This is a genomic window from Brachybacterium sp. AOP29-B2-41 (genome assembly GCF_052378395.1).
Taxonomy (GTDB): domain Bacteria; phylum Actinomycetota; class Actinomycetes; order Actinomycetales; family Dermabacteraceae; genus Brachybacterium.
Genome location: NZ_JBQSXR010000007.1, coordinates 54,711 through 77,514, shown reverse-complemented (window position 1 = coordinate 77,514; position 22,804 = coordinate 54,711). Strand labels below are relative to the sequence as shown.

The 22,804-nt window shown below is 70.8% G+C and carries 22 protein-coding genes; 14 read left to right on the top strand and 8 right to left on the bottom strand.

Features of this window, described 5'->3' with window-relative positions; genetic code table 11:
• Positions 1–20 precede the first annotated feature (20 nt).
• Positions 21–3,446, bottom strand: coding sequence for an exonuclease domain-containing protein (locus ACT3T9_RS08745; RefSeq protein ID WP_444606339.1), 3,426 nt, complete (start codon positions 3,444–3,446; stop codon positions 21–23).
• Between the two features lie 87 nt (positions 3,447–3,533).
• Here ACT3T9_RS08745 and ACT3T9_RS08740 point away from each other — a divergent pair, with 87 nt between their 5' ends.
• From ACT3T9_RS08740 to ACT3T9_RS08725, 4 genes are all read left to right on the top strand, one after another.
• On the top strand, positions 3,534–3,704 hold the full coding sequence (locus ACT3T9_RS08740) for a hypothetical protein (protein WP_444502430.1): 171 nt from the start codon (positions 3,534–3,536) through the stop codon (positions 3,702–3,704).
• Positions 3,701–4,630, top strand: a complete 930-nt coding sequence (locus tag ACT3T9_RS08735; protein WP_444502431.1) for a ribokinase — start codon at positions 3,701–3,703, stop codon at positions 4,628–4,630. The genes ACT3T9_RS08740 and ACT3T9_RS08735 overlap by 4 nt, the downstream gene beginning before the upstream one ends.
• Positions 4,627–5,010, top strand: a complete 384-nt coding sequence (rbsD, locus tag ACT3T9_RS08730; protein ID WP_444606338.1) for a D-ribose pyranase — start codon at positions 4,627–4,629, stop codon at positions 5,008–5,010. The genes ACT3T9_RS08735 and rbsD overlap by 4 nt, the downstream gene beginning before the upstream one ends.
• A gap of 268 nt (positions 5,011–5,278) precedes the next feature.
• Positions 5,279–8,719 (top strand): DEAD/DEAH box helicase, encoded by a 3,441-nt coding sequence (locus tag ACT3T9_RS08725; protein ID WP_444606337.1) that lies wholly within the window; start codon positions 5,279–5,281, stop codon positions 8,717–8,719.
• A gap of 143 nt (positions 8,720–8,862) precedes the next feature.
• On the opposite strand, the gene ACT3T9_RS08720 is transcribed toward ACT3T9_RS08725, so the two are convergent.
• Both ACT3T9_RS08720 and ACT3T9_RS08715 read right to left on the bottom strand, forming a co-directional pair.
• Positions 8,863–9,477 (bottom strand): lysostaphin resistance A-like protein, encoded by a 615-nt coding sequence (locus tag ACT3T9_RS08720; RefSeq protein WP_444606403.1) that lies wholly within the window; start codon positions 9,475–9,477, stop codon positions 8,863–8,865.
• Positions 9,478–9,540: 63 nt separating this feature from the next.
• A complete protein-coding gene (locus ACT3T9_RS08715; protein ID WP_444606336.1) occupies positions 9,541–10,098 on the bottom strand; it encodes an STM3941 family protein in 558 nt (185 codons plus the stop codon).
• Between the two features lie 136 nt (positions 10,099–10,234).
• Here ACT3T9_RS08715 and ACT3T9_RS08710 point away from each other — a divergent pair, with 136 nt between their 5' ends.
• From ACT3T9_RS08710 to ACT3T9_RS08700, 3 genes are all read left to right on the top strand, one after another.
• Positions 10,235–10,498, top strand: a complete 264-nt coding sequence (locus tag ACT3T9_RS08710; RefSeq protein WP_441443759.1) for a type II toxin-antitoxin system Phd/YefM family antitoxin — start codon at positions 10,235–10,237, stop codon at positions 10,496–10,498.
• Positions 10,495–10,869 (top strand): type II toxin-antitoxin system VapC family toxin, encoded by a 375-nt coding sequence (locus tag ACT3T9_RS08705; RefSeq protein ID WP_444502435.1) that lies wholly within the window; start codon positions 10,495–10,497, stop codon positions 10,867–10,869. The genes ACT3T9_RS08710 and ACT3T9_RS08705 overlap by 4 nt, the downstream gene beginning before the upstream one ends.
• A gap of 231 nt (positions 10,870–11,100) precedes the next feature.
• The gene (locus ACT3T9_RS08700; RefSeq protein ID WP_444502436.1) at positions 11,101–11,937 is read left to right on the top strand and encodes an SDR family oxidoreductase; all 837 of its coding nucleotides are present in this window, start codon (positions 11,101–11,103) and stop codon (positions 11,935–11,937) included.
• A 93-nt stretch (positions 11,938–12,030) separates the two neighbouring features.
• Here ACT3T9_RS08700 and ACT3T9_RS08695 read toward each other — a convergent pair whose 3' ends face one another.
• Positions 12,031–12,987, bottom strand: a complete 957-nt coding sequence (locus ACT3T9_RS08695; RefSeq protein WP_444606335.1) for a zinc-binding dehydrogenase — start codon at positions 12,985–12,987, stop codon at positions 12,031–12,033.
• 128 nt (positions 12,988–13,115) lie between these two features.
• Between ACT3T9_RS08695 and ACT3T9_RS08690 the strand changes: the two genes are divergently transcribed.
• Complete coding sequence (locus tag ACT3T9_RS08690; RefSeq protein ID WP_444599575.1) at positions 13,116–13,709, top strand: TetR/AcrR family transcriptional regulator; 594 nt, start codon at positions 13,116–13,118, stop codon at positions 13,707–13,709.
• Positions 13,710–14,054: 345 nt separating this feature from the next.
• On the top strand, positions 14,055–14,642 hold the full coding sequence (locus ACT3T9_RS08685; protein WP_444606334.1) for a hypothetical protein: 588 nt from the start codon (positions 14,055–14,057) through the stop codon (positions 14,640–14,642).
• Positions 14,643–14,755: 113 nt separating this feature from the next.
• Here ACT3T9_RS08685 and ACT3T9_RS08680 read toward each other — a convergent pair whose 3' ends face one another.
• Positions 14,756–15,361 (bottom strand): flavin reductase family protein, encoded by a 606-nt coding sequence (locus ACT3T9_RS08680; protein ID WP_444606333.1) that lies wholly within the window; start codon positions 15,359–15,361, stop codon positions 14,756–14,758.
• 168 nt (positions 15,362–15,529) lie between these two features.
• On the opposite strand from ACT3T9_RS08680, the gene ACT3T9_RS08675 reads away from it, so the two are divergent.
• The 3 genes from ACT3T9_RS08675 to ACT3T9_RS08665 all read left to right on the top strand — a co-directional run bounded on the left by ACT3T9_RS08675 (position 15,530) and on the right by ACT3T9_RS08665 (position 18,153).
• A complete protein-coding gene (locus tag ACT3T9_RS08675; protein WP_444606332.1) occupies positions 15,530–16,426 on the top strand; it encodes a hypothetical protein in 897 nt (298 codons plus the stop codon).
• A 268-nt stretch (positions 16,427–16,694) separates the two neighbouring features.
• A complete protein-coding gene (locus ACT3T9_RS08670; protein ID WP_444592263.1) occupies positions 16,695–17,345 on the top strand; it encodes a VOC family protein in 651 nt (216 codons plus the stop codon).
• A gap of 121 nt (positions 17,346–17,466) precedes the next feature.
• Positions 17,467–18,153, top strand: a complete 687-nt coding sequence (locus tag ACT3T9_RS08665; protein WP_444606331.1) for an NINE protein — start codon at positions 17,467–17,469, stop codon at positions 18,151–18,153.
• 5 nt (positions 18,154–18,158) lie between these two features.
• Here the strand turns inward: ACT3T9_RS08665 and ACT3T9_RS08660 are convergent, their stop codons facing one another.
• Positions 18,159–18,932 (bottom strand): pyrimidine reductase family protein, encoded by a 774-nt coding sequence (locus tag ACT3T9_RS08660; RefSeq protein WP_444606330.1) that lies wholly within the window; start codon positions 18,930–18,932, stop codon positions 18,159–18,161.
• Between the two features lie 27 nt (positions 18,933–18,959).
• On the bottom strand, positions 18,960–19,301 hold the full coding sequence (locus tag ACT3T9_RS08655; RefSeq protein WP_444606329.1) for an MGMT family protein: 342 nt from the start codon (positions 19,299–19,301) through the stop codon (positions 18,960–18,962).
• A gap of 227 nt (positions 19,302–19,528) precedes the next feature.
• Between ACT3T9_RS08655 and ACT3T9_RS08650 the strand changes: the two genes are divergently transcribed.
• Positions 19,529–19,870: a carboxymuconolactone decarboxylase family protein gene (locus tag ACT3T9_RS08650; RefSeq protein ID WP_444606328.1), complete on the top strand. Its 342-nt coding sequence runs from the start codon at positions 19,529–19,531 to the stop codon at positions 19,868–19,870.
• A 58-nt stretch (positions 19,871–19,928) separates the two neighbouring features.
• On the opposite strand, the gene add is transcribed toward ACT3T9_RS08650, so the two are convergent.
• Positions 19,929–20,936 (bottom strand): adenosine deaminase, encoded by a 1,008-nt coding sequence (gene add, locus ACT3T9_RS08645; RefSeq protein ID WP_444606327.1) that lies wholly within the window; start codon positions 20,934–20,936, stop codon positions 19,929–19,931.
• A 212-nt stretch (positions 20,937–21,148) separates the two neighbouring features.
• Between add and ACT3T9_RS08640 the strand changes: the two genes are divergently transcribed.
• The gene (locus ACT3T9_RS08640; protein ID WP_444606326.1) at positions 21,149–22,798 is read left to right on the top strand and encodes a TIGR04028 family ABC transporter substrate-binding protein; all 1,650 of its coding nucleotides are present in this window, start codon (positions 21,149–21,151) and stop codon (positions 22,796–22,798) included.
• The last annotated feature ends 6 nt before the right edge of the window (positions 22,799–22,804 follow it).

Genomic DNA, 22,804 nt, shown 5'->3' with positions numbered 1-22,804 from the left:
CTTCTTTGTGCTGATCGCACCTACCCCACCCACTCCAGGAACTCCTCCGCCGTCAGCACCGGCTTGCCCCACCGCGCCGCGTTCTTCGCTTTCGTGGACTGCGATCCCGCCTCGGCCACCACCAGCACATCGGTGCGCACCTTCGTCAGGTTCGGGACGGCCACGAGCCCGCGCGCCTCGGCCATGGCGTGCAGCTCCTCCTTCTCGAGCCAGCCGTGCCGCGGGGAGTGGACGGTGCCGGAGAAGCACACCTTCGCGCCCGGCACCAGCACGTCGGCCGCGAGCACGGGCCCGTCGGCCTCGAAGCCCTCCGGCAGCACACTCACCCCGAAGTGCTGCTCGACCGCGCGCAGACGCTCCACCACCTCGGCGTCGGGGGAGAGCACCCGCTGCCAGGTCAGCTCGAGAAGACGCGCGAGCATCGCGGCGGAATCGTCCTCCGCGCCCAGGTTGCCGCCCACCACGAAGGCCGTCGGCGCCGTCGTGCCGGAGGTCCCGGACGCGCGCGCGAGCAGATACCCGTGCCCGGTCGCGACCTGCCGGAACGCCATCCCGGTGCCCGGCAGCTCGCCGCCGTCGGCCCGCACCCGGCGGGCCGCATCCCGGATCGCGCGGGCCCGTTCGAGCGCCGTCGGCGCCGCGAGCCGCCGACGCTCCTCGGCAGTCAGCAGACGCTCCGGCACCTCGATCCCCAGCGGCACCGGCTCCACGATCCCGTTGCGCTTCAGCTCGAAATCGACGTGCGCGAGCTGACGATCCACCCCGACACCCACGGGCACCCGGCCGGCCAGCAGCGCCGACAGCGCCGGCCACGCCTCGGCCAGCAGCGGCGCAAGCTGCACGTCCCGCGTGGTGAGCCCGAACTCGTCCCGCGCGGAGAACAGATCCGAGGTGGGGTTGATGACGGTGGAGATCTCGTCGCCGTCGTCGGTGACCACCGCGATCTCCACCGGCCGGGGCCGCCACCGATCTCCGACGGTGCCCACCGTCAGCACCGACAGGTACGCCTCGCCGAGCGTGTCCGTCGCCGCGGCGCCGGTGGCGAGATAGCGGCGAACCCGCTGATCCGTCTTCAGATCCCGCGGAAGCACCTCGCGCTTCAGCACCAGCCCCTCGAGGCTCGTGCAGCGCGACAGCGCCACATACAGCTGACCGTTCGCGAAGGTGCCTCCGGTGAGGTCCACGACCACCCGGTCCAGGGTCTGCCCCTGGGACTTGTGGATCGTGATCGCCCACGCCAGCTTCATCGGCAGCTGCGTGAACGTGCCCACGATCTCGTGCACCAGCGAGCCGCCCTCGACGCTCGGCCGGGTGATCTCCCAGGTGTGCTCGCGCACGTGCTCGGTGCGGCCGTCGCGCAGCAGCACCGTGACCACGGGCCCGTCCTCATCAGCACCGATCGCCGTGATGCGGCCCAGGGTGCCGTTGACCCAGCGGTCCGACGGGTCATTGTTCAGCAGCATGACCTGCGCGCCCACCGCGATCCGCAGCGTCTCCTCGGTGGGATGCTCGAACCCGTCGGTGCTGCCGGTGAGGCGGGCGGTGAACGTGAGTGCCGGATCCGGCAGCCGCTCCAGCATCTGCCTGTTCCGCGCGCCGACGATCCGGTTGGTGGTCGCGAGTGTCAGCCAGAACTCATCCAGCGCAGGCTCGAACTCGGCGTCGGTGCGCAGGTTCAGCTCCGCCCGCGCATCCTCCAGCAGCGTCCCCTCCCGCACCGCGTTCAGCAGGTGCACGAGCGCGTCATCGCCCTGCTGACGGAACACCGTGGACAGCTCCACCACCGGGAACGTCTCGGTGTCGAAGGAGCGGGCGGAGAAGAAGAACGGGGTGCCGAAGCGCTCCTCGATCCAGCCCGCCTCCTGATCGGTGACCACCGGCGGCAGCTGGTACAGGTCCCCCACCAGCACCAGCTGCACCCCGCCGAAGGGTGTGCCGGGCCGGGGCCCGTAGAGCTCCAGCGCGGCGGTGAGCGCGTCGAACAGATCCGCCCTCACCATCGACGCCTCATCGATGATCAGCGTGTCCAGGTTCTTCAGCGCCTTCGCGAAGCGGCCCGGGTAGTAGCCGGGACCGCGCACCGTCTCCTCGGTGACGCCGAGCGGGAACGAGAACAGGCGATGGATCGTGTACCCGTCCACGTTCAGCGCCGCGATCCCCGTGGGGGCGACCGTGATCGTGGACCGCTCGGTGTGCTCGAGATAGTGGCGGATCAGCGTGGACTTGCCCGTGCCCGCCTTGCCGGTGAGGAACAGGTGATGGCCGGCGTGCAGGTGGTCCAGCGCCGCCCGGAAGTCCTCGGTGATGGTGAGCGGCGCGGCGGCAGCGGGCGGTGCCGGCGCCGCAGCGGGGCCCGGCGTGTCAACTGCCGCGGACGCCGGCACGTCAACAGCCAGCTGACGACCCAATTTCTGCGATTCTTGGTTCGCCAGCGGGCTGTTGCGCTGCTCCGCCGGGGCCGCCGCCGGAGCCGCAGCCGCCGAAGCCGCCGCCGGGCCCACCGCCGCGGGGGCGGCGCCGCTCACGCCCATCGCGGCACGGTACTGCGCGGCCAGCTCGGCCTTGATCCGCCCGCGATCACCGACGGCGATGCCCTGTGAGCGGGCCCAGGCCCTGATCGCGGTGGGGGAGAGGTCAACGGGGCGAGCGTCGCCCGCCGGCACCGGAACGGGTGCCACCGCCGCAGCGGGGGACGGCGCACCACTTGCCGCGGACGCTGGCACGTCGACAGCCAGCTGACGACCCGTTCCGGGCGGATTCTGGTTCGTCAGCCGGCTGTCGCGCTGCTCTGCGGGGGCTGCCGCACGCAGTGCCCGCGTCGCCGTGAGCGGGGCGTCGTAGCCGGTCTGCGCATCCAGCGCCAGAAATCGCTCGAGCAGCCCTGCCGTCGCCGCCGCATCCCCGAGCGCCGAATGCGCCTGCTGATGGGGCACGCCCAGCGCCGCGCAGCACTCGGCGAGAGTGCGTCGCCGCAGCTGAGGCAGGTACAGCGTGCTGCCCTGCAGGGTGCAGTAGGTGGAGAAGCGCGGCATCGGCATCCCGGCACGGGCGAACTCCGCGCGCAGGAACTCCACGTCGAACTCGGCATTGTGCGCGACGACCACGAAGCCCTGCAGAGCGATCCCGATCGTGACCGCGAGATCCGCGAAGCGGGGTGCGCCGGCGACATCCGCGTCGGTGATCCCATGGATGTGGGTGGCACGCACGGGAATGCCGGGGTTGATCCGCGTGCTCCAGCGGTGAAGCTCCCGTCCGTGCACATCGGTGTGCACGATCGTGATCTCGAGGATCCTCTCCCGCGAGGGGTCCAGCCCGGTGGTCTCCACATCGAGCACGGCGAAACGCGCCGCGGAGGCAAGGGACGGGGAGTCGGCACCGAGCTGCGACGACGAGCGCTGGCGAAGACGATCACGCAGCCCCACAGCCACCCCTTCCGTGCAGTCCATCGGACGTCCCCCTGATCATCCCAGACGGGGCCGACCGATGAACGGCCATGCGTATCCTGGCTCGACCACAGCATGAAAGGCCTCGTCATGACCGATCGAACCCAGCAGCCCGCCGAAGAGCCCGTCCCTGAGACCGGCGAGCCGCCGATCCCCACCCTCGAGGAGGACCAGTCGATGGCGCCCCGCCCGGAGGAGGAGGTCGCGGACCAGCTGCGGTCCGAGCCCGACCCGCACGGTCGCCCTCACGACGACGAGTGAGCCCGGCCGGCGTGATCACGGTGGTCGGCTCGATCAACGTCGACCTCATCGCCCAGGTGCGCAGGCACCCGCTGCCGGGGGAGACCCTCCACGGCACCGGCGGGCAGATGCTGCCCGGCGGCAAGGGCGCGAACCAGGCCGTCGCCGCCGCCAAGCTGGGCGGGGACGTGCGGATGATCGGCGCGGTCGGCACCGACGCCCAGGCCCAGGTGGGTCTGACCGGTCTGCGCGCCGCCGGGGTGGACCTGACCGGCGTGCGCAAGGTCGAGGGGCCGACGGGCCTGGCCATCGTCACCGTGGCGGAAGACGGTGAGAACTCCATCGTGGTGATCGCCGGCGCCAATGCGTCGGTGGACGCCGCCCAGGTGGCGTCGGCGAAGAAGGTGCTCGAGGCCTCCGCGATCGTGGTGTGCCAGGGCGAGATCCCGCGCGACGGGATCGAGGCCCTGCCGGCCCTGGTCACCGGACGGTTCCTGCACAACCCCGCCCCGGTCATGGAGCTCGACCCCGCGGTGCTTCGCGCCTCGAACCCACTGGTGGTCAACGAGCACGAGGCCGCCCTGGTCCTCGCGCAGCTCACTCCTGGTGCCGACGGGACGGGGGACCCGGAGCAGATCGTCGCCGCACTCCGCGACGCAGGGATCGCCTCGATGGTCCTCACCCTGGGGGCACAGGGCTCCCTGGTGGCTGACGCCGACGGACTCCACCGCATCCCCGCTGCCCCGGTCACCGCGGTGGATACCACCGGCGCCGGCGACGCGTTCATCGGTGCGCTCGCCGTGGGCCTCGCCCGGGGCGAGTCCCTCCTGGCCGCTGCCCGCCTCGCCTCCCAGGTGGGGGCGTACGCGGCGACCGGCAACGGCGCCCAGCCCAGCTACCCCAGCACCGGCGACGAGCTGCCCCCGCTCGCGGAGGTGAACGCATGAAGCGCGGCGGGATCCTCCACCCCGAGCTGTCCGCGCACCTGGCCCGCCTGGGCCATACCGACACCTTCGTGATCGGTGACGCGGGCCTGCCCGTGCCGCCCGGGGTGGCGCGCGTGGACCTCGCGGTGACCCTCGGCGTGCCCGGCTTCGCCGAGGTGCTGGATGCGATCCTCGCCGAGATCGAGGTGGAAGGCGCGGTCATCGCCACCGAGGCAGCGGGCTCGCCGGTCGGTGCGCTGTTCGATGCCCGCCTCCCGGGCTCCGAGACGGTGCCGCATGAGGAGTTCAAGCAGCTGACCGGTCAGGCACGGTTCGTGGTGCGCACGGGGGAGACCACCCCGTACGCGAACGTGATCGTGCGGTGCGGGGTGCCGTTCTGACCTGGAGGTATCACTGCTAGATCGGCAGCGTGAAAGCGGGGGCATCCACTGACCGATGGGTGCCCCCGCTTCGGCGTGCACGGGGTGCGTCTCGGGATGGCGCGTGGGCCGCCCTGACTCGCAGAATCTCGTGTCAGCCCGGTGAGGCGGGATACTTCACCCGAGTCTTCTCCAGCTTGTCCAGCACGATCGGGACTGCCGCACGATCAGGTGACAGTCCGATCCGACTGGCTGCCCCGATGCCCGCCCTCCGTGCCACCATGCTGCTATGAGCGCTGAGTCCTCCATGCCGTATGTGAGCGAGCAGGACATCATCCGCTTCACCGGAACGACCGCCGCCCAGCGGGGCAAGCGCTACAGCCGCTCGGGCGCCGTCGGGAGGGTGGCCTGGGAGGAGTCCGCCACCTCCACCCGGGCGGGCACGCTCACCCTGGAGGGCGAGGTGCGCGGGACCCGCGCTCAGCCGTACCGCACCCAGGTCACCCTGCGGGAGAACCGCGCTCGGACCGCAGCGGCGGGCCCCTCGATGTCGCTGGGGCTGACGGCCCGAGAGCCGGTCCACTCGTGGTGCACGTGCCCGGTGGGCACGGCCTGCAAGCACGCCGCGGCTCTCATGTACACCGTGACCACCGAGGCGATGCGCAGTGGGCTGCTGCGCGCTTCCGACGACGGTCTCGGTGACGCTCTCGACCAGGCAGCCCGTGCACCGCGATCCCGCGAGGTCTCGCCGCCACCATCCCCTGCACCGTGGCGCCGCACCCTGGCACCGCTGATCGATGTCGCCACGAGCCGTGAGACCACGGCGTTGGCGCTCGGGGTCGAGCTCCGGGCCGGCGCGCGCGGGCACGCCGTCTCGCGGTACTCCTCGGTCCCCGCGACGACCGCGAGTGTGGAGAAGGGGGCACTGCTCAGTGTCGGGCTGCTGCCCCTGCGCGCGGGGGCCGCGAAGCCATGGATCAAAGGCGGCCTGTCCTGGAGTGCGTTCCAGTACTCGACCTCCCAGTACCCGACCGCCCACTCCGAGTTCCCCGCGGAGCACGCCGAGCTGCTGGGCCGGCTCGCGCGGGCGGCAGCCCTCGACCAGCCGTACGGCGGCTACTCCGACGAGCGGCTGCTCCTGGACGATCTGCGCTCCCGCGACGGCTGGGAGCTGCTGGGTCAGGCAGTCCGCGCAGGGGTTCCGCTGGTCGGCATGGGAATCATCGCGGACGTCACCTGGCAGGACCCGGCCCACGTGCACCTCGAGGTCCAGGCCGACGGCGGTGATCTCCTCGTCTCCGCGATGGCCGAGATCGACGGCGTGCCGCGCACCGATCTGCGCCCCGCCGGCCCTGGCGGGTTCATCGACGTCAGGACGGCTCCCCGCGCCACCAGCGTGCAGGTGGTGCTCCATCCCGCCGCGAAGCCCATGCCCGAGACCGTGCGCCGGCTGCTGGAGCACGAGGACACGCTGCGGATCCCGGCACCCGATGCCGAGGAGTTCCTTCGCGACGTCGCCCCGCAGCTCCGCTCCGTCATCGAGGTGACCAGCACGGACGCCTCGGTCGAGTTCCCAGAGCCGGCCCGGGCGCGGCTCGAGCTGGAGGTGCGGCACCTGTCCGAGGACCGGGCCGAGCTGCACTGGGCGTGGGCCTACGATGCTCCCCGCCGAAGAGTCCCCCTCGGCCGCGAGCTGAGCGGGCCGCGCGATGCCGTCCATGAGGGCGCGGTGCTGGAGTCCGTGCGCGAGCACTGGGAGGACGCGGCCGCCCGGGCCGAGCAGCAGCTCGCCGGTGTCGATGCCGCTGCCTTCGTCGACCAGGTGCTGCCCGCGCTGCAGACGCTCGAGCACGTCGACGTCCGCGAGATCGGAACCCGACCGCGCTACGCCGAGCTGCGGGGAGATCCGTCGCTGCGCATCTCCCAGGCCGACTCCACGGACCCGCAGGACAACGACTGGTTCGACCTCGGGTTCGAGGTCACCATCGGCGGCCACCCGGTGCCCTTCACCGCTGTCTTCACCGCCCTGACCCGGGAGGAGCCCTCCGTGCTGCTTCCTGACGGCACCTACTTCCGGCTGGACCATCCCACCTTCGACCGGCTCCGGACGCTGATCCAGGAGGCCGGGGCGATGGACGACTGGGAGCCCGACTCCCAGCGCATCAGCCGGTACCAGGTGAGCCTGTGGGACGAGCTCGAGGACCTCGCTGACAAAGCACTCGACACCACGGCGTGGCGCGAGAGCGTCGGCGCCCTCAGAGCCCTCGAGCAGATCCCGGTGCCGGAGGTGCCAGCAGGACTGCAGGCGACGCTGCGCCCCTACCAGCACGAGGGTTTCGCGTGGCTGTCGTTCCTCTACGACCACCATCTGGGCGGGATCCTCGCCGACGACATGGGACTGGGCAAGACCCTGCAGACCCTCGCCCTGATCATGCGCGCCCGCACCCTCCGCCCTGACGCGCCACCGTTCCTGGTCATCGCGCCCTCCTCGGTGCTGTCGGTGTGGAAGTCCGAGGCCGAACGGTTCGCCCCGCAGCTGGACGTGCGCATCCTGGACTCGACCACCGCTCGACGCGGCAGCACGGTCGCCGAGGCCGCAGCCGGCGCGGACGTCGTCGTCACCAGCTACGCCCTGCTGCGGATCAACGAGGAGGACTACGCCGCTCCGGGCTGGGACGGTCTGATCCTGGACGAGGCGCAGTTCGTCAAGAACCGCGTGACCAAGGCGCACCGGGCTGCCCGCCGCATCCGCGCCCCGTTCCGCCTGGCGATCACCGGCACCCCGATGGAGAACTCGCTCTCGGACGTCTGGGCGATCCTGTCCCTCACCGCGCAGGGCCTGTTCCCCTCCTGGCAGCGCTTCCGGCAGGAATACCTCACGCCCATCGAGCGTGCCGAGTCCGGTGAGGAGGGACGCCGGCTTTCCGAGGAACGCCTGGGTCGGCTCCGGCGACGGATCCGCCCGTTCATGCTGCGCCGCGGTAAGGGCGCGGTGGCGTCGGACCTGCCCCCGAAGCAGGAGCAGGTGGTGAGGGTCCCCCTGCAGCCCGCCCATCGGCGGCTGTATGATCGCGTGCTGCAGCGCGAACGGCAGAAGATGCTGCGCCTGCTGGAGGACATGGACCGGAACCGGTTCGTCGTGTTCCGCTCCCTCACACTGCTGCGGATGCTGGCGCTGGACCCGGCGATCGTCGCCGAGGAGCACGCGAAGGTGCCCTCCTCGAAGCTGGACGCGCTGCTGGAGCACCTCGACGAGATCCTGGCCGAGCAGCACCGGGTGATCATCTTCAGCCAGTTCACCTCGCACCTGGCGCGAGTGGGCCAGGCACTCGAGGACCGGGGCGTGCGCTACGCCTACCTCGACGGCTCCACCCGCGATCGCGCCGGCGTGATCGACTCCTTCCGCAGCGGCGACCAGCCGGCGTTCCTGATCAGTCTGAAGGCCGGCGGGTTCGGCCTCACCCTCACCGAGGCCGACTACGTGTTCCTGCTGGATCCCTGGTGGAACCCCGCCGCGGAGGCGCAGGCGGTCGACCGTGCCCACCGCATCGGGCAGACGCGCAGCGTCATGGTGTACCGCATGGTCGCCGAGAACACCATCGAGGAGAAGGTGCTGGCCCTGCAGGAGCGCAAGGCCGCGCTGTTCAACGCGCTGACCGACGGGAACCAGGCCTTCAACGGCACCCTCACCGCCGACGACGTGCGGGAGCTGCTCGCCGGCGATGGGTGAACGCTGCAGTGCGCCGGCGGATGCAATGTGCTGCGGCGACCGGACCGCCACGTCGCGTCATTGTCAGTCGTCGAGGAACCCCGAGGGGATGTCGCGCGCGGTATGCAGCACCCGGTGGACGCGGTCCCGGTGGCGAAGGTATGTCACCGCCGGACGGCGTGGCGTGCGGAGCTCAGCAGCAGACCGGGCTCGATGAGCAGGTTGATCGCGATATGAGCGGCGACGGCGGGCAATACGATCCTCCCGGAGGCGAGGTATACCAGCGCCATCAGCACGCCGAGCCCGAACGTCGACAGCAGGATCGGCAGCACCGCCTTCCAGCTGCGCCCGAACACCACCCAGATCGTGTGCGTCGCCGCGAAGAGCAGCGCGGAGACGATGATCTGCAGCACCGTTCCCAGGCCCGCCGCCGCGAACCACGACATGAGGAGATGCCGGAAGAACATCTCCTCGATCAGGCCGGAGCCGAGCGCCAGCGGGACGGCGAGAGCCCGGAACCAGGACACCTCGAGAGCCACCGGACGGATCTCCGGGACGGCCCATAGCGTGTATCCCGCATAGCAGGCTGCTGCGAGAGCGGCGACGATCCACCCGGAGGCGGGGATGTCGGTGCCCAGACCGAGTTCCGCGGCGAAAGCGGCGGCATCCGGACCGGCCCAGAGGAGCAGCCCGAGCGCGAATACGACGATCACGCCCGCGGCCAGGCGCGCCGTGCGGCGGCGGGCAGCAGTCTCAGCCGTCGTCGAGGTCGTCGCCATCACGCCGTCCACTGTAGGTGGCCGCATCTCTGAGTGGCTGCTGCGGCGGCTCGGCCGCCCATCTCAGGCCTGGCGCGCCGTGAGCTCCCGTGTCAGCCAGATGGCCAGCTCGTTCTCGTCGGCCGCGAGCCCGTTGGGGAGCCACATGACGGGCTGTGACTCCTCCTCGGTTCGTGCGAGATCGAGCTCGACGCCCGCTGAGTCTCCGCTCTGGCGGCGGCGCTCCTGCTCGGTGACGGCGAGGATGACGAAGGAGCTCGCGCCCGAGCGCATCACGGAGACGTCGGTGATCTGCGACCACGGGATCGGACCGGCCGTGCCGCGCCCCACCGTGATGCCCTCGGCGGTGACGACTGCGGCGGGCTGCCTCGAGAGTGCCCGGCGCACGAGCACCACCACGGAGACGATGGAGACGAGGACCAGCAGCCAGCCGACCAGGGCGAGCACCAGATCGGCGGCGAGGCCGAGGGCGAGCCCGATCAGGCCGACCACCAGCATCACCAGTGCCAGGAGGACGCTCTTGAGCCGCGACCGGTGGAGCGCGACCTCCTCCCTGCGGGACAGCGCCGCTGCCCATGCCTCGATCTGAGGGGAACTGGTCATGTCTCCGGTGGTCTGCATGCCTCGTCGTACTCCTTCTGTGTGCCAGGGCCCCGGACAGGGCCGACGACCAGGCTAGTGTGCGGTGCCTGCGCTCCCACCAGACGATCCACAACCACCGTGTACTAGAACTAGTACGTGGGTGTACGGTGATCTCGTGGCCGATGTGACCCGGACCGAGCTGAATCAGCAGACCGCGCGTGTCCTCGCCCGCGTCGAAGCCGGCGAGCAGATCACCGTGACCGATCGTGGCCGCCCGATCGCGCAGCTGACCCCAGTGCCCTCGAATCGCCGGGCGCGCCGACTCGCCACCGGAGCGCTGCGCCCCGCCACGGAGCGAGGCATTCCGGAGATCCGCACCCCGCTGCACGGTTGGAGCACCGAACAGATGCTCGAGGACATGCGCGGAGACCGGGCGTGATCTACCTCGACACCTCCGCGGCGTACAAGCTGCTCAGCCGGGAGCCCGAGGTCAGCGAGGTCGAGGCGCTGTTCGCCGATGGAGCCGAGCTGCTGTCCTCACGGCTGCTCGAGGTCGAGCTGCAGGCGACCGTGCGCCGCCGAGGGGGATCGCTGGAGGACGTCGCGGCGATCCTGCGCCGCGTCGAGCTCGACGCGGTCGACGACGAGATCATCGACCACGCCCGGTCCCTGCAGGCGGGACTGCGCGCACTGGACGCGCTGCACCTGTCGACCGCGCTGCTGTACGGGGCGGACGTCTCCGCGATCGCCACCTACGACCGCGAGCTCGCCCTCGCGGCGCAGCGCCACGGCCTCGCGATCCTTCGCTGACCCTGGGCCGACCGCGGTCGTGACAGCTGCCGGAATGTCCCCGCGAGCGCCACGGTCCTGGGTGTGGAGACTCCTCATCGCGCCCGACCGGGCGGTGCGGGTGCGCGCCCCCGGCGCCTTGATCCCGAGGCCCACACCCCCTCCCAGCATCCTCCCGGCCGAACAGTGTTCAATAAATCCACCAGCACCGCGGCGCCCGCCCGGTGGCGGACTCGGCGAAGGAGCTGGATCATGAGTGACGTCCTGGCAGTGATCGGTGTCGGAGGAATGGGTGAGGCGATCGCCCGGCGGTCCGGGGCGGGCAGGCAGCTGCTGCTCGCGGACTTCGACGAGAGCACCCTGGAGCGGGTGGCCGAGGCCCTTCGCGGCGACGGCTTCGCGGTGACCGCCCGGAAGGTCGACGTCACCTCCCGCGAGTCGGTCGCCGCGCTCGCCGCCGCGGCCGCCGAGCTCGGCCCGGTCACCGGCGTGGTGCACACCGCCGGACTCTCCCCGATGCAGGCGCCGACCGCCGCGATCCTGCGGGTGGATCTGTACGGCGTGGCCGTCAGCCTGGAGGAGTTCGCGAAGGTGGTCGCCCCCGGCGGGTCCGGGATCGTCATCGCCTCGATGGCCGGGACCTTCACCGTGGGCCGCTTCCCCGCAGAGATGGAACAGGCCCTGCTGGCCACCCCCACGGAGGAGCTGCTGTCGCTGCCGTTCCTGCAGGAGGGGGCAGTGGCGAACGCCGGTGTCGCCTACAGCATCTCCAAGCGCGCGAACCAGCTGCGGGTGCATGCGGCCGCGACCGCCTGGGGTGAGCGCGGAGCGCGGGTGAACACCATCAGCCCCGGTGTGATCTCCACGCCGATGGGCCAGGAGGAGCTGGCGGGGGAGAGCGGTGAGGGCATGCGCGCCATGATCGCGGGCTCCGGCAGCGGGCGCGTGGGCACCCCCGCCGACATCGCCGCCGCGGCCGCCTTCCTGCTGGGCCCTGACTCCACCTTCGTCACCGGCACCGATCTGCTGGTCGACGGCGGCGTGGTGGCCGGGGTGCGCAGCGGCCGGATCACTCTTCCCCAGTCCTGACCCCAGTCCTGAGGGGCAGGGGCTGCGGGCCCCCCTCGCTCACGCTCCGGCGGCCGACGCGGTGGTGCCGCGCCGACGCCGGAGCGGGAGTGCTCAGTCCCCGAAGCGCGCCACCAGTCGTCCGGTGACCTGGTTGTTCCTCAGCCTCTCGAGGCCCTCGCCGATGCCCGAGAAGGGGATCTCCTCGAAGCGCGGGGTGATCTCGCCGCGGACCATCAGGTCGTAGACCTCCTCGATGTCCTCGACCGTGCCGCCGAGGGAGCCCTCGATGGTCTTGCCCAGGATGGAGTTGGTGGCAATCGTGAAGGTCGGCCTGCCGAGGCCCACCTGCACCACCTTTCCGCCGCGCCTGACCGCGTTCAGCGCCGTCTGCGTGGCCTCGAAGCCGGCGTAGTCGACGATCAGGTCGAAGTCGCCCGTCGCCATCGCCTGGCCGGTGGGCACCCACTCCTGTGCGTCTGCGACGCAGGCGGTGACGCCGGCCTCGAGAGCGAGCGGCCAGACGTCCTGCTTGGTCTCGGCGACGTGGACCTCGGCGCCCGCCAGCACAGCGGCGCGGGCGCCGATCTGGCCCAGTCCGCCGTACCCGATCACGCCGACCTTCATGCCGGCGCTCGCCCGGCCCACCTTGATCATGGCGTGGTAGCTGGTCATCCCCGCGTCGGTGCCGAGCGCGGCGAGGGAGAGGTCCAGGCCCTCCGGGACCCGCGCCAGATCACGGTGATCGGCGGCGAGCTGATCGGCGAAGCCGCCAGGGGTGAACATGCCCGTCGGCGGCTGGACGCCGGAGCTGCACACGCCCACCACGTCGCCCACGGCGAAGTCAGTGACCTCCGCACCGAGCGCGGTGATCACGCCCGCGTTCTCGTGACCCTGCGTCATCGGCAGGAAGGGCATCACGCCGTCGCCCACCTCCATGTACATGATGTCCGAGTGGCACAGCCCGGCCGCGCGCACGTCGATGATCACCTGCGTGGGCCCCGGGGTCGGCTCCGGCACTTCATTGAGCTGGATGGGGGCGCGGTCGCCCATGTACTGCCAAGCCTTCATGGCGTTCCCTTCGATGGTGGGTCCCGGCGGTGAGAGGTCGGGAGCGTGACGGCATCCTCGCCGTGCACGAATAGTCTAACAGTGTTCGGAAATGTGTTCACGGATCTGCGATGACGGATAATGGCCCCATGAACGGACGAGGGCCAGGGCGGCCGCGCGGGACCAGCCATGCCGAGATCCGCGATATCGCGCTCGAGCTCTTCCTCGAGCAGGGCTACGCGGCGACATCGCTGGTGAGCATCGCGCGCGAGGCCGGGGTCAGTCGCACCACCCTGTTCGCCTATTTCCGCACCAAGCGCGACATCATCTGGGCGGACCACGACCTGCGCGCGGCGGACATCGACCACGCCCTGGACTCCGGGCCCACCCATCCGGTGGTGGAACTGATCCAGCGCGGCCTGCTGGTCAACGCGCACTACGGGGTCGAGGAGCATGCGGCGCTCGCCGCCCGGATGCGGCTGACCGAGCGGGAGGACGAGCTGCGCGCCTACGCCACCTTGATCGCCCAGGACACCTCCGAGCGCGTCCTCCGGGGGGTGATCCGGCGGGTGCCCGAGGCTGATCCGGCCATGATCGGACTGGTCAGCGCCGCCTTGTCCGCCGCTGCCTCGCGCTGCCTCCGGGAGTGGGCGAGTCAGGAACGGCCCACGGTCCCTCTCGAGGAGCACGTCGCGCAGGGCGTCCGCCCGCTCGTGGAGGCCCTGCGACCGCTGTTGCCGTGAGCGCGGTGACCCGGTGGCCGTGTCCCCGCTCCGCCAGTGAGCAGGAGTGCAGGTGCCGCCCTGAAGGGACCCGATGCCGTCTTCGCGGTCACGATGCACCCCCGTCATGAGAGTCGAGTGGCCGTGGACCAGCTCGAGAACCCGTGGTTCCCCTATCCCGGCTTATCCCGGGATGTACGGCGGCTTGAGCACGTCCATCCAGAGGAACCGGCTCGTCGTGAAGAGGTGGAGCCGGGTCGTCGGCGGCTCGGGCCAGGCCCATGTCATCACCGAGAGCGGGTGCGTGCTCGTCGAGGAGGGTTTCGTCTGAGCCGTGCGGAGGGTCTTCCCAGTACCCTGGCGGCCATGAACGACAAGAGGCTGCGGGCAGGTCGCGGTCCCGCCACCGCCGATCACGGCCTCGGGCCGGAGCTGACTCGTTCCGTCCCCCTGCCGGGGACCCCGGACGGCCACCGGCTGAACGCGAAGCTCAGGACGCAGGTGGTGCTGGCGATCGTCGGCCCCCTCCTGATCGTGCTGGCGGTGTACCTGGGCTCCCAGATCGACAGCGTGTATTTCCCGCTCCTCGGCACCGCAGGCATGGGGTGCGGCGGCATGGCTCTCGCCGTGCGGAGGCACGAGATCGTCACGATGCTGCAGGCCGAGCTGGTGATCCACGAGGAGGGGATCGTGGCGCATCGCGCCTCCGGCGACCTGGAGGTGATCCCGTGGGAGGAGGCGGCGGCGCTGCAGCCGCCCAAGCGCCCCGGACGGTCCTCGGCGTTCTTCGTGCTCCTCCGGAACCGCAGGCAGGTGCAGATCGCGCGGCTCTCCCTCTCCCCGAGGCAGGATCACGTGGGCAGGTGGCTCCCGCATCCGGACGCTGTGCCGCTCCTCGAGCACTACCTGGAATGGTGCCGACGGACCGGTCGCCTCCGAAGATCGAGCCGGTGAACGCCCGCGGATTCTGAGCGGTGCCAGCTCCGCCACAGAGCTGGACATTTCGCAGGGTCAGCTGCCGCGCGAGGTGGTCGAACATCGCGGAGCAGGCCTGCTGACAAGAAGCCTCAGTCCGGCCGGTGCATATCGAACTTCTGGGCCAGGTCGATCCCGAAGTACGCGCTGGGCCCGCCGGCCCGCAGCACCGGCTCCGCCGCGGCGGTGTCATAGATCCCTTCGACCAGCAACGACTCCTCGATATGGACGCCCACGACCTCGCCGACCACGAACCAGGAGCCGGAGGCTTCCCCGGAGGCTGCCTGCAGATCGATGATCTGGGTGACGCGGCATTCGAAATGCACCGGGGACGCAGCCACCCGTGGCGCGGCGATCTCGCTCGATGCGGCGGCCTCCAGCCCGGCGGCGTCGAACTCGTCGACCTCGGCGGTGGTCGCGGAGGCGTTCATCTGCTCGGCCAGAGGGCGCGTGACCAGGTTCCAGGTGAACTCGCCCGTGGCCTGGCAGTTGACGACCGTGTCCTTCCAGGCGTTGCTGGAGAACCCGACGAGCGGCGGGAGATAGTTCAGCGCAGTGAAGAACGAGTACGGCGCGAGGTTGCGGCGACCCTCGGCGTCCAGCGTGCCGATCCAGCCGATCGGACGCGGCCCGACGATCGCATTGAACGGGTCGTGGGGCAGGCGGTGCCCCTCGGAGGGCCGATAGAAGTGGGTCATCGGCTCATTGTGTCTCAGGACCGCACCCTGGCCAGGTGTGACGTCATCGCGACTGTGATGCTCTTCATCAGCGGCATCGTTGCAGGCCACGGCCGGATCTGTGCTGCTCCCAGGCAACTGTGAGGACCGCCATGGCGAACGTTGACACTGCCGAGCAGGATGAGACCCATGGCTTCCCCCGTGCGTCACTCCGCTCGTTCTTCCGCTGCTGGTTCCGCTGCTGGGCCCGACGCGCAGGATCCTCCCTCGCAGAGCCCGGGCGGTGAACCGGATCTGCAGATCAAGAAGCTCTCCCCGATGGGCCTGATCGCCAGTGGAGCGGCAGCGGCCACTGCGACGGTCATCGGCGGCCAGCTGGGCATCGCGGGCACCGTCATCGGCGCCGCGCTCACCTCGGTGGTCTCCGCCACGGCACTCGCCTTCTACACCGACTCGGTCACCAGGAGCACGCGAAAGCTCAAGGAAGTCGCCGCCCGGGGTCGCGAGCGCCCCCATTCCGCGCCGAAGAACGGTGTTCACTCCTCCCGCACGGGCGCTCGACGCGACCGCCCCGACGATGCGGAGAGCGCTCCCGGCGCGCTCGCCGGCATGGACGAGGCACCCTCCGATGCCTCCACCACCAGGCGCCGGATCGTGAAGATCGCCCTGCTGGCCGCCGTGATCGCACTGATCGGCATCGGCGCGATCTTCGGCATCCAGAGGATCACCGGCACCGAGCTGTCCCCGGGCACGGGACAGATCCAGCGGTCGGTCACCGGTTCCGACGCGGTCTCACCGCGAGGGGACTCCTCCTCGACGGACGACGGTCATGAACAGCAGGACGACTCTGAACAGGACATCTCCGAGCAGGGCGACGATCAGGCCCCGGCCACCGAGGTGCCGGAGGACTCCGGCCAAGGCTCCGGCGGGGAGCAGGACGACGGGACCACGACGGACCAGGGCGGCACCTCGGGCGGCCTGGACGAGGCTCCGATCGACCCGCCGACCTCACCCTCGGGGCAGGGCGACGGTGCGGGCTCGAGCGGTGGGGACAGTGGGAGCGGAGGCGCCGGCTCCGGCGAGTGAGCGCGCACGTCGGCCGGCGGCCGCACGAGCATCTCAGTGCACGTCAGCCTGCGAAGGACTGTGCAGGGAGGCCGCGAGCACCAGAAACCATGAGATCGATCCAACCACTGGGCTTGAGGGTGCTGAGCGAGAGCGATCGGCAGTACGGAACAGGTAACGTCGGTACCAACAATGGTGGCGCCCTCTCCTGCGGAGCCCGCCGCCTCCTGCACTCCTCGGCGACCCCGAGATCCTGGCCCTTCCTACCGACCCTCCCCAAGGAGAGCTCATGAGCGTTCCCCGCCTGCTCGACCACATCGTCATCGCCGGCCCCGACCTGGCCGAGATCGTGGACTGGTTCCACGAACTCACCGGCATCACCGCCGCCCCCGGCGGCACCCACCCCACCGGCACCGCCAACGCGCTCGTGGCCCTCACCGTCAACGGCGAGCCGCGCCCGCACTACATCGAGCTGATCGGCCCCGATCCCGAGCGGGAGGGCGAGGAGCTGCCGAAGACCTTCAGCATCAACCGCCTGAAGAAGCCCACCCTGATCACCTACGCCGTGCATCCCGAGGGCATCGACCAGGTCGTCGAGCGCGCCCGCGCCGCGGGCTTCGATCCCGGCGACGTGGAGGACCTCTCCCGCACCACCGCCGACGGCACCGAGCTGAAGTGGCGGCTCACCCAGGCCGCAGCCCCGCGCAATTATGGCGTGCCGTTCCTGATCGACTGGGGCACCACTGACCACCCGGGCCTCGGCGACCTTCCCTCGATCGAGCTGGTCTCCTTCGAGCGCATCGAGGTCAACCCCGGCCCGCAGCAGAAGTCCACCGACGCCCTCGGCCTCGGCGACGGTGTCGCCGAGATCCGTGAGGCGCAGGGCTCCCGGTTCGTGCTCCAGCTGCGCACCGAGGACGGCCGCGACATCACGATCTGAGGCAAGGTCGAGCGCTCCACCCGTCCACGCCGCTGTGGGAAGCTCGGTACTGTCCGACCTCCCGCTGCGCCCGCGCAGCGGCGCCCCGTCGGCCGCCGATCCCACGCATTCAGGAGACCCGATGCCCCGCACGGAGCCGTACGACCCGAACTCCGCGCTGGTGCTCTCCCTCCTGCTCGGCTTTCTCGGCATCGACCGGTTCTACATCGGGCACCCGATCCGCGGCCTGCTGAAGCTCCTCACGCTCGGCGGGCTGGGGATCTGGTGGCTGGTGGACATCGTGCTGCGTGCAGTCGACGTGCGACGCGCCGGCCGCGCAGCCCGGACCGCACCCGCGCAACCGGCCTCCGTGCCGAGCGCCGGCACGGCAGAGGGGGAGCGGGTGCCGCTGGCGCCTGCCGGGACGGGCGTCGAGCCGCCGGCCCGCACTTCGATGATGACGGAGGTGGTCGGTGAGCATCTTCGGTCCGGCGCCTTTGCGCACCTGCTGGACGGCGTGCCGCAGAACGGCTCCTACTCCAAGGTCGAGCGCATCGCCGCGCTCAGCCTCGAGCCGCACAATCCCCACGATCCGGGCCTCGCGGTCTCGGTGTGGACCCAGGGGCGGCACGTCGGCTTCCTCGCCCGCCAGAACGCAAGCCGTTACGCGCCGCTGCTGGCCGGCATGGCCGAGCGCGGCCACCACCTGACCCTCCACGCCACGATCGCCGGCCGCTACGACCGGCGCCAGGAACGCTGGACGGTCGATGTCAGCCTCGAGCTGCCCGAGCCCGAGCAGATGCTGCCCGAGATCCCGCTGCCCGAGTAGGAACGTCAGCCCGTCACGCCACCCGCGCCGGGATCTCCGCCGCCGCTCTTCGTGTATCGCAGCAGCAGCTCGTCGCCGCCGCGCAGCACGCCGGCCAGTTCCATCGCCGTGGGCGCCGACTGCGGCGCCTGCGTGATGCGCATGGCAGAGCCCGCCTCGAGGGTCGGGGCGAGGGTGAGGCAGAGCTCGTCCACGACGCCTGCCTCGAGGAATGCCCCGAACAGGGTGGGCCCGCCCTCGGAATGGATCCGCCGGTGGCCCCGCGCCTCGAGCTGCGCGCGGACCACGGCCGGATCCACCACCGTCTCGCCCACATCGACGATCTCCGCCACCTCGGACAGGGCCGCCCGACGGTCCGCCGGCGCCTCGGAAGCGGTGAAGATCAGTGGCGTGACCGGGGCGTCGGTGAAGATCGGCGAGGCCGGATCGAGATCCAGTCGTCGCGTGACGAGAGCGAAGACGGGCTGCGCCGCGAGGCCCTGCTCCACCCGCCAGCGCTCCGCCTCCTCGGGCAGCCGCATCCCGCCGTAGCCCTCCGCGCGCGCCGTGCCGGCCCCGAGCAGGACCACATCCGCCCACCGGCGCAGCAGCTCGAAGACGCGATGATCGGCCTCGTCGCCGAGCCCGCCGGAGAGCCCGTCGCGGGTGACCGCCCCGTCGAGGCTGGAGATGAAGTTCATCCGCAGCCAGGGGCCGGCGGGCGGCGCGTAGAGCTCGAGCAGCTGCTCGTCGGTCAGGTCCGCGCCGGGGGTGGGCCAGAGCGACTGGATCGAGGTCATGGGCGACTCCTGTAGGGCGGGCGAAGCTCAGGATGGATGCTGCGGGGGCTGCGGGGGCTGCGGGGGCTGCGGGGGCTGCGGGGGAGCGGCGTGGTGCTGGCGCAGCGCGCGCAGATCCACCCGGTTCCCGCGGAAGGGAACATGCTCCTTCGCGAGCAGGGCCGGGGCGGTCCCGCCGTGGCAGGTCGCGGGAGTCCCGTCAGCGCGGAGGATCCGCCACCAGGGGATGGACTCGGAGATGAGGCCGACGATCCGGCCCACCTGGCGCGGGTGCAGGCCGGTCGCGAAGGCGATCTCCCCGTAGGTCATCACGCTGCCCGACGGGATCGTGAGGGCGACCGCGCGGACGGCAGCGGCGGGATCCTCCACGGCACCGTCCCCTCCTCGACCTTCTCCGAACCTGCGGAGCGCGCCAGCCCGGTCGTGACCGACGCAGGCTCCTGACCGACGCAGGCTCCTGACCGCACTGTATGCGCTCAGGCCCCCGTCATCGCTGTGATCTCCGAGTCAGCGCCACCGCTTGGAAGCAGGTCTATCGTGAGCAGGGAAGGACCCGATGTGCCCCGCGAAGATGCACCCTGCGAAGGAGAGTCGTCATGACCGATCCGCTCTATCCCCAGGCCACCCCTGCCGTCAGCGCGCGCCGGAAGAAGCTGGCCCCGAAGATCGACAGCGCCTTTGCGGAGTTCAGCAAGGCCGTCTTCGAGGACGGCGCCCTGCCCGGCAAGACCAAGCAGCTGATCGCCGTGGCCGTCGCCCACGTGACCCAGTGCCCGTACTGCATCAAGGGGCACACCAAGCTCGCCTCCCGGGCAGGCGCCACGGACGAGGAGATCATGGAGTCGATCTGGGTGGCCGCAGAGATGCGGGCCGGTGGCGCCTACGCCCACTCCACCCTCGCGCTCGACGTCCTCAAGGGCCACGAGCACCACGCCTGACCTCCGCGCGGAGCGTCTTTCCACGGGGTAGAGCATCCCCGCTCAGCCCAGCGCGTCCTCAGCCGGCGATCTCCTCGAGCTGGCGCAGCCACTGCGCCTTCTTCTCGTCGCTCGCCCAGCTGCTCTCGAGCGAGTTGCGTGCCAGCAGCACCACCTCGGCGCTAGTGAGCTGCTGCGCCTCGGCGAGCACCGCGATGTTCTCGCTCACGTAGCCACCGAAGTACGCGGGATCGTCGGAAGCGATCGAGACCTTCAGCCCCTCACGCAGCAGGGCCGCGATCTCCGCACCCTTCATCTGGTCGGTCACGAAGGAGTTCGAGACGGGGCAGCAGGTGAAACCGATGCCGCGCTGCTTCGCCTCGGCGACCAGCGCCGGGTCCTCGAGGATGTTGGTGCCATGGTCGATGCGCTCCACCCCGATCGTGTGCAGCACGGTCGCGATGTTCTGGATCGACTGCTCCTGGTCGATGTCGCAGTGCATCGTCAGCCGGTAGCCGGCGTCCTTCGCGGCGGCGAACACCGCCGCGAACTTCTCCGGCGGGTTGCCGCGCTCATCGGAGTCCAGGCCCACGCCCACGATCCGGTCGCGGTAGGGGAGCGACGCGGCGAGGGTCTCCTCGGCGGAGTCGGCGCTGTGATCCCGCAGGAAGCACATGATCAGCGCGGCATCGATGCCGAGCGACGGAGCCTCCTGCACCGCGGACCACAGCCCGTCGATCACGGTCGCGAAGGAGATGCCGCGGCTGGTGTGCGCCTGGGGATCGAAGAAGATCTCCGCGCGCACCACCCCGTCGGCCGCCGCGCGGCGCAGGTAGGCGAGGGCCAGGTCGCGGAAGTCCTGCTCGGTGACCAGCACCTCCATCGCCGGATAGTAGACGGCCAGGAAGCTCGTGAGATCGGTGAAGGAGTAGGTGTCCCGCACCTGCTCGACCGTGCTCTGACCGATATCCACGCCGTTGCGCTGAGCCAGCTCGAGCTTCAGCTCCGGCTCGAGCGTCCCCTCGATGTGCAGGTGCAGCTCGGCCTTCGGCAGGGAATCGATGAACGCGCGATCGATGCTGGTCATGGGGGGTGAGATCTCCTCGGTGGGGTGGGTGCTGATCACTGGCAGGGTACGCGCAGGGACCTGCGAGTTCGGTCGGCGGGCGAGCGATGGTGACCGTAATCCATATGTCACGCTATGAACGTCCCATAGTGCAACTTAGGGACTCGTGGTCTACTGGCGGCAGCGGCAGCCCGCCGCGCCCCGTGTTCGCTCCACTCCTCAGGAGACCCTCCATGGCGTCCTTCACCCGTCGGTCCGTACTCGCGCTCAGCATCTCGGTGCCCGCTCTGGCCACCCTCGCGGCGTGCGGTGCGAGCAGCGGTGGGGCGGCGGCCGGCGGGGAACCGGCCAGCGGCGGCACACTCGTCTACCTCGAGCCGCAGACCTGGACCACGCTGTACCCGCCGTCGGCCGGCTTCTATCCCAACGGTGGGATCGTCAACAACGTCACCGACCGCCTGCTGCACCAGAACCCGGAGACCCTCGAGCTGGAGCCGTGGATCGCCACCGCCCTGCCCGAGGTCAACGAGGACGCCACCGAGTACACCTTCACCCTGCGTGAGGGCGTCACCTACTCCGACGGCAGCCCGCTGGATGCCGAGAACGTGGTGAAGAACCTCGACCTCTTCGGCCTCGGTGACGCCGCTCGCGCCCTGACCGTCTCCGAGGCGATCAACAACTACGACCGCGGCGAGGTCATCGACCCCGTCACCGTGCGCTTCCACTTCACCGCCCCGGCGCCGGGCTTCGCCCAGGCCGTCTCGACCATCAACTCCGGCCTGCTCTCCTCGGCCACGCTGGACCGTGACGGGCAGCAGTTCGGCCCCGGCAACGCGACGGAGATCATCGGCTCGGGGCCCTTCGTGATCGCCGAGGAGAAGCTCGGCACCCAGGTCAACCTCGCCGTCCGTGAGGACTACGACTGGGCGCCCGCCTCCCTGCAGCACACCGGCCGCGCGCGCCTGGACGGGATCGACATCATCGTCGCCGCCGAGGACAGCGTGCGCGTGGGCACCGTGACCTCCGGCCAGGCCCATCTCGCCCGTCAGATCGAAGCACCGGACGAGCCCCAGTTCGCCGCCGAGGGGCTGTCCCTGCACGCCGCGGCGACCAACGGCGTGAACAACGGCCTGAACTTCCGCTTCCGAGACCCGCTCTTCGAGGACATCCGCACCCGGCAGGCACTGATCGCCGCGATCGACCGGCAGGCGATCGTGGACACCCTGTTCACCGCGAACTATTCGCTGGCCACCGGGGCGCTGGCCACCACGGCGCTGGGCCACCTCGACACCTCCGCGCACTACGCCCACGACCCCGAGCTCGCGATCTCGCTGCTCGAGGAGGCCGGCTGGGTCGCCGGGGCCGATGGCACCCGGGCCAAGGACGGCGTCCCGCTCACCCTCACCGCCAACGAGGCCCTCCCGCAGCCGCGCTCGCGCGAGGTGATCACCCTGATCCAGGAGCAGCTGGCCGAGTTCGGGATCACCGTGACCCTGCTGTCCGGGGACCAGGCCGCGCAGGACGCCGCCCGCGCCGAGCCCGGCACCGTGCAGGTGTACCACTCGATGGTGGGCCGCGCGGACTTCGATGTGCTGAAGTCCCAGTACGCCTCCGACAACCGCAACGTCCTGCTGAACCTCGAGCCCGACGGCAGCATCGGCGACCCGGAGCTGGACGAGCTGCTGGCCGCGGTCGCCTCCACCCCGGGCGCGGAGGGTCGCACCGAGGCGTCGGCCGCCGCCCAGACGCACCTGGCCGAGCAGGCCTATATCCTGCCGCTGTTCGAGGAGCCGCAGGTCTTCGGCCTCGCCGACGCCGTGCAGGGCTTCGCCACCGAGTCCGTGGGCCGGCCGAGCTTCCTCGGCACCTGGCTCGCCGGCTGAGGGCCC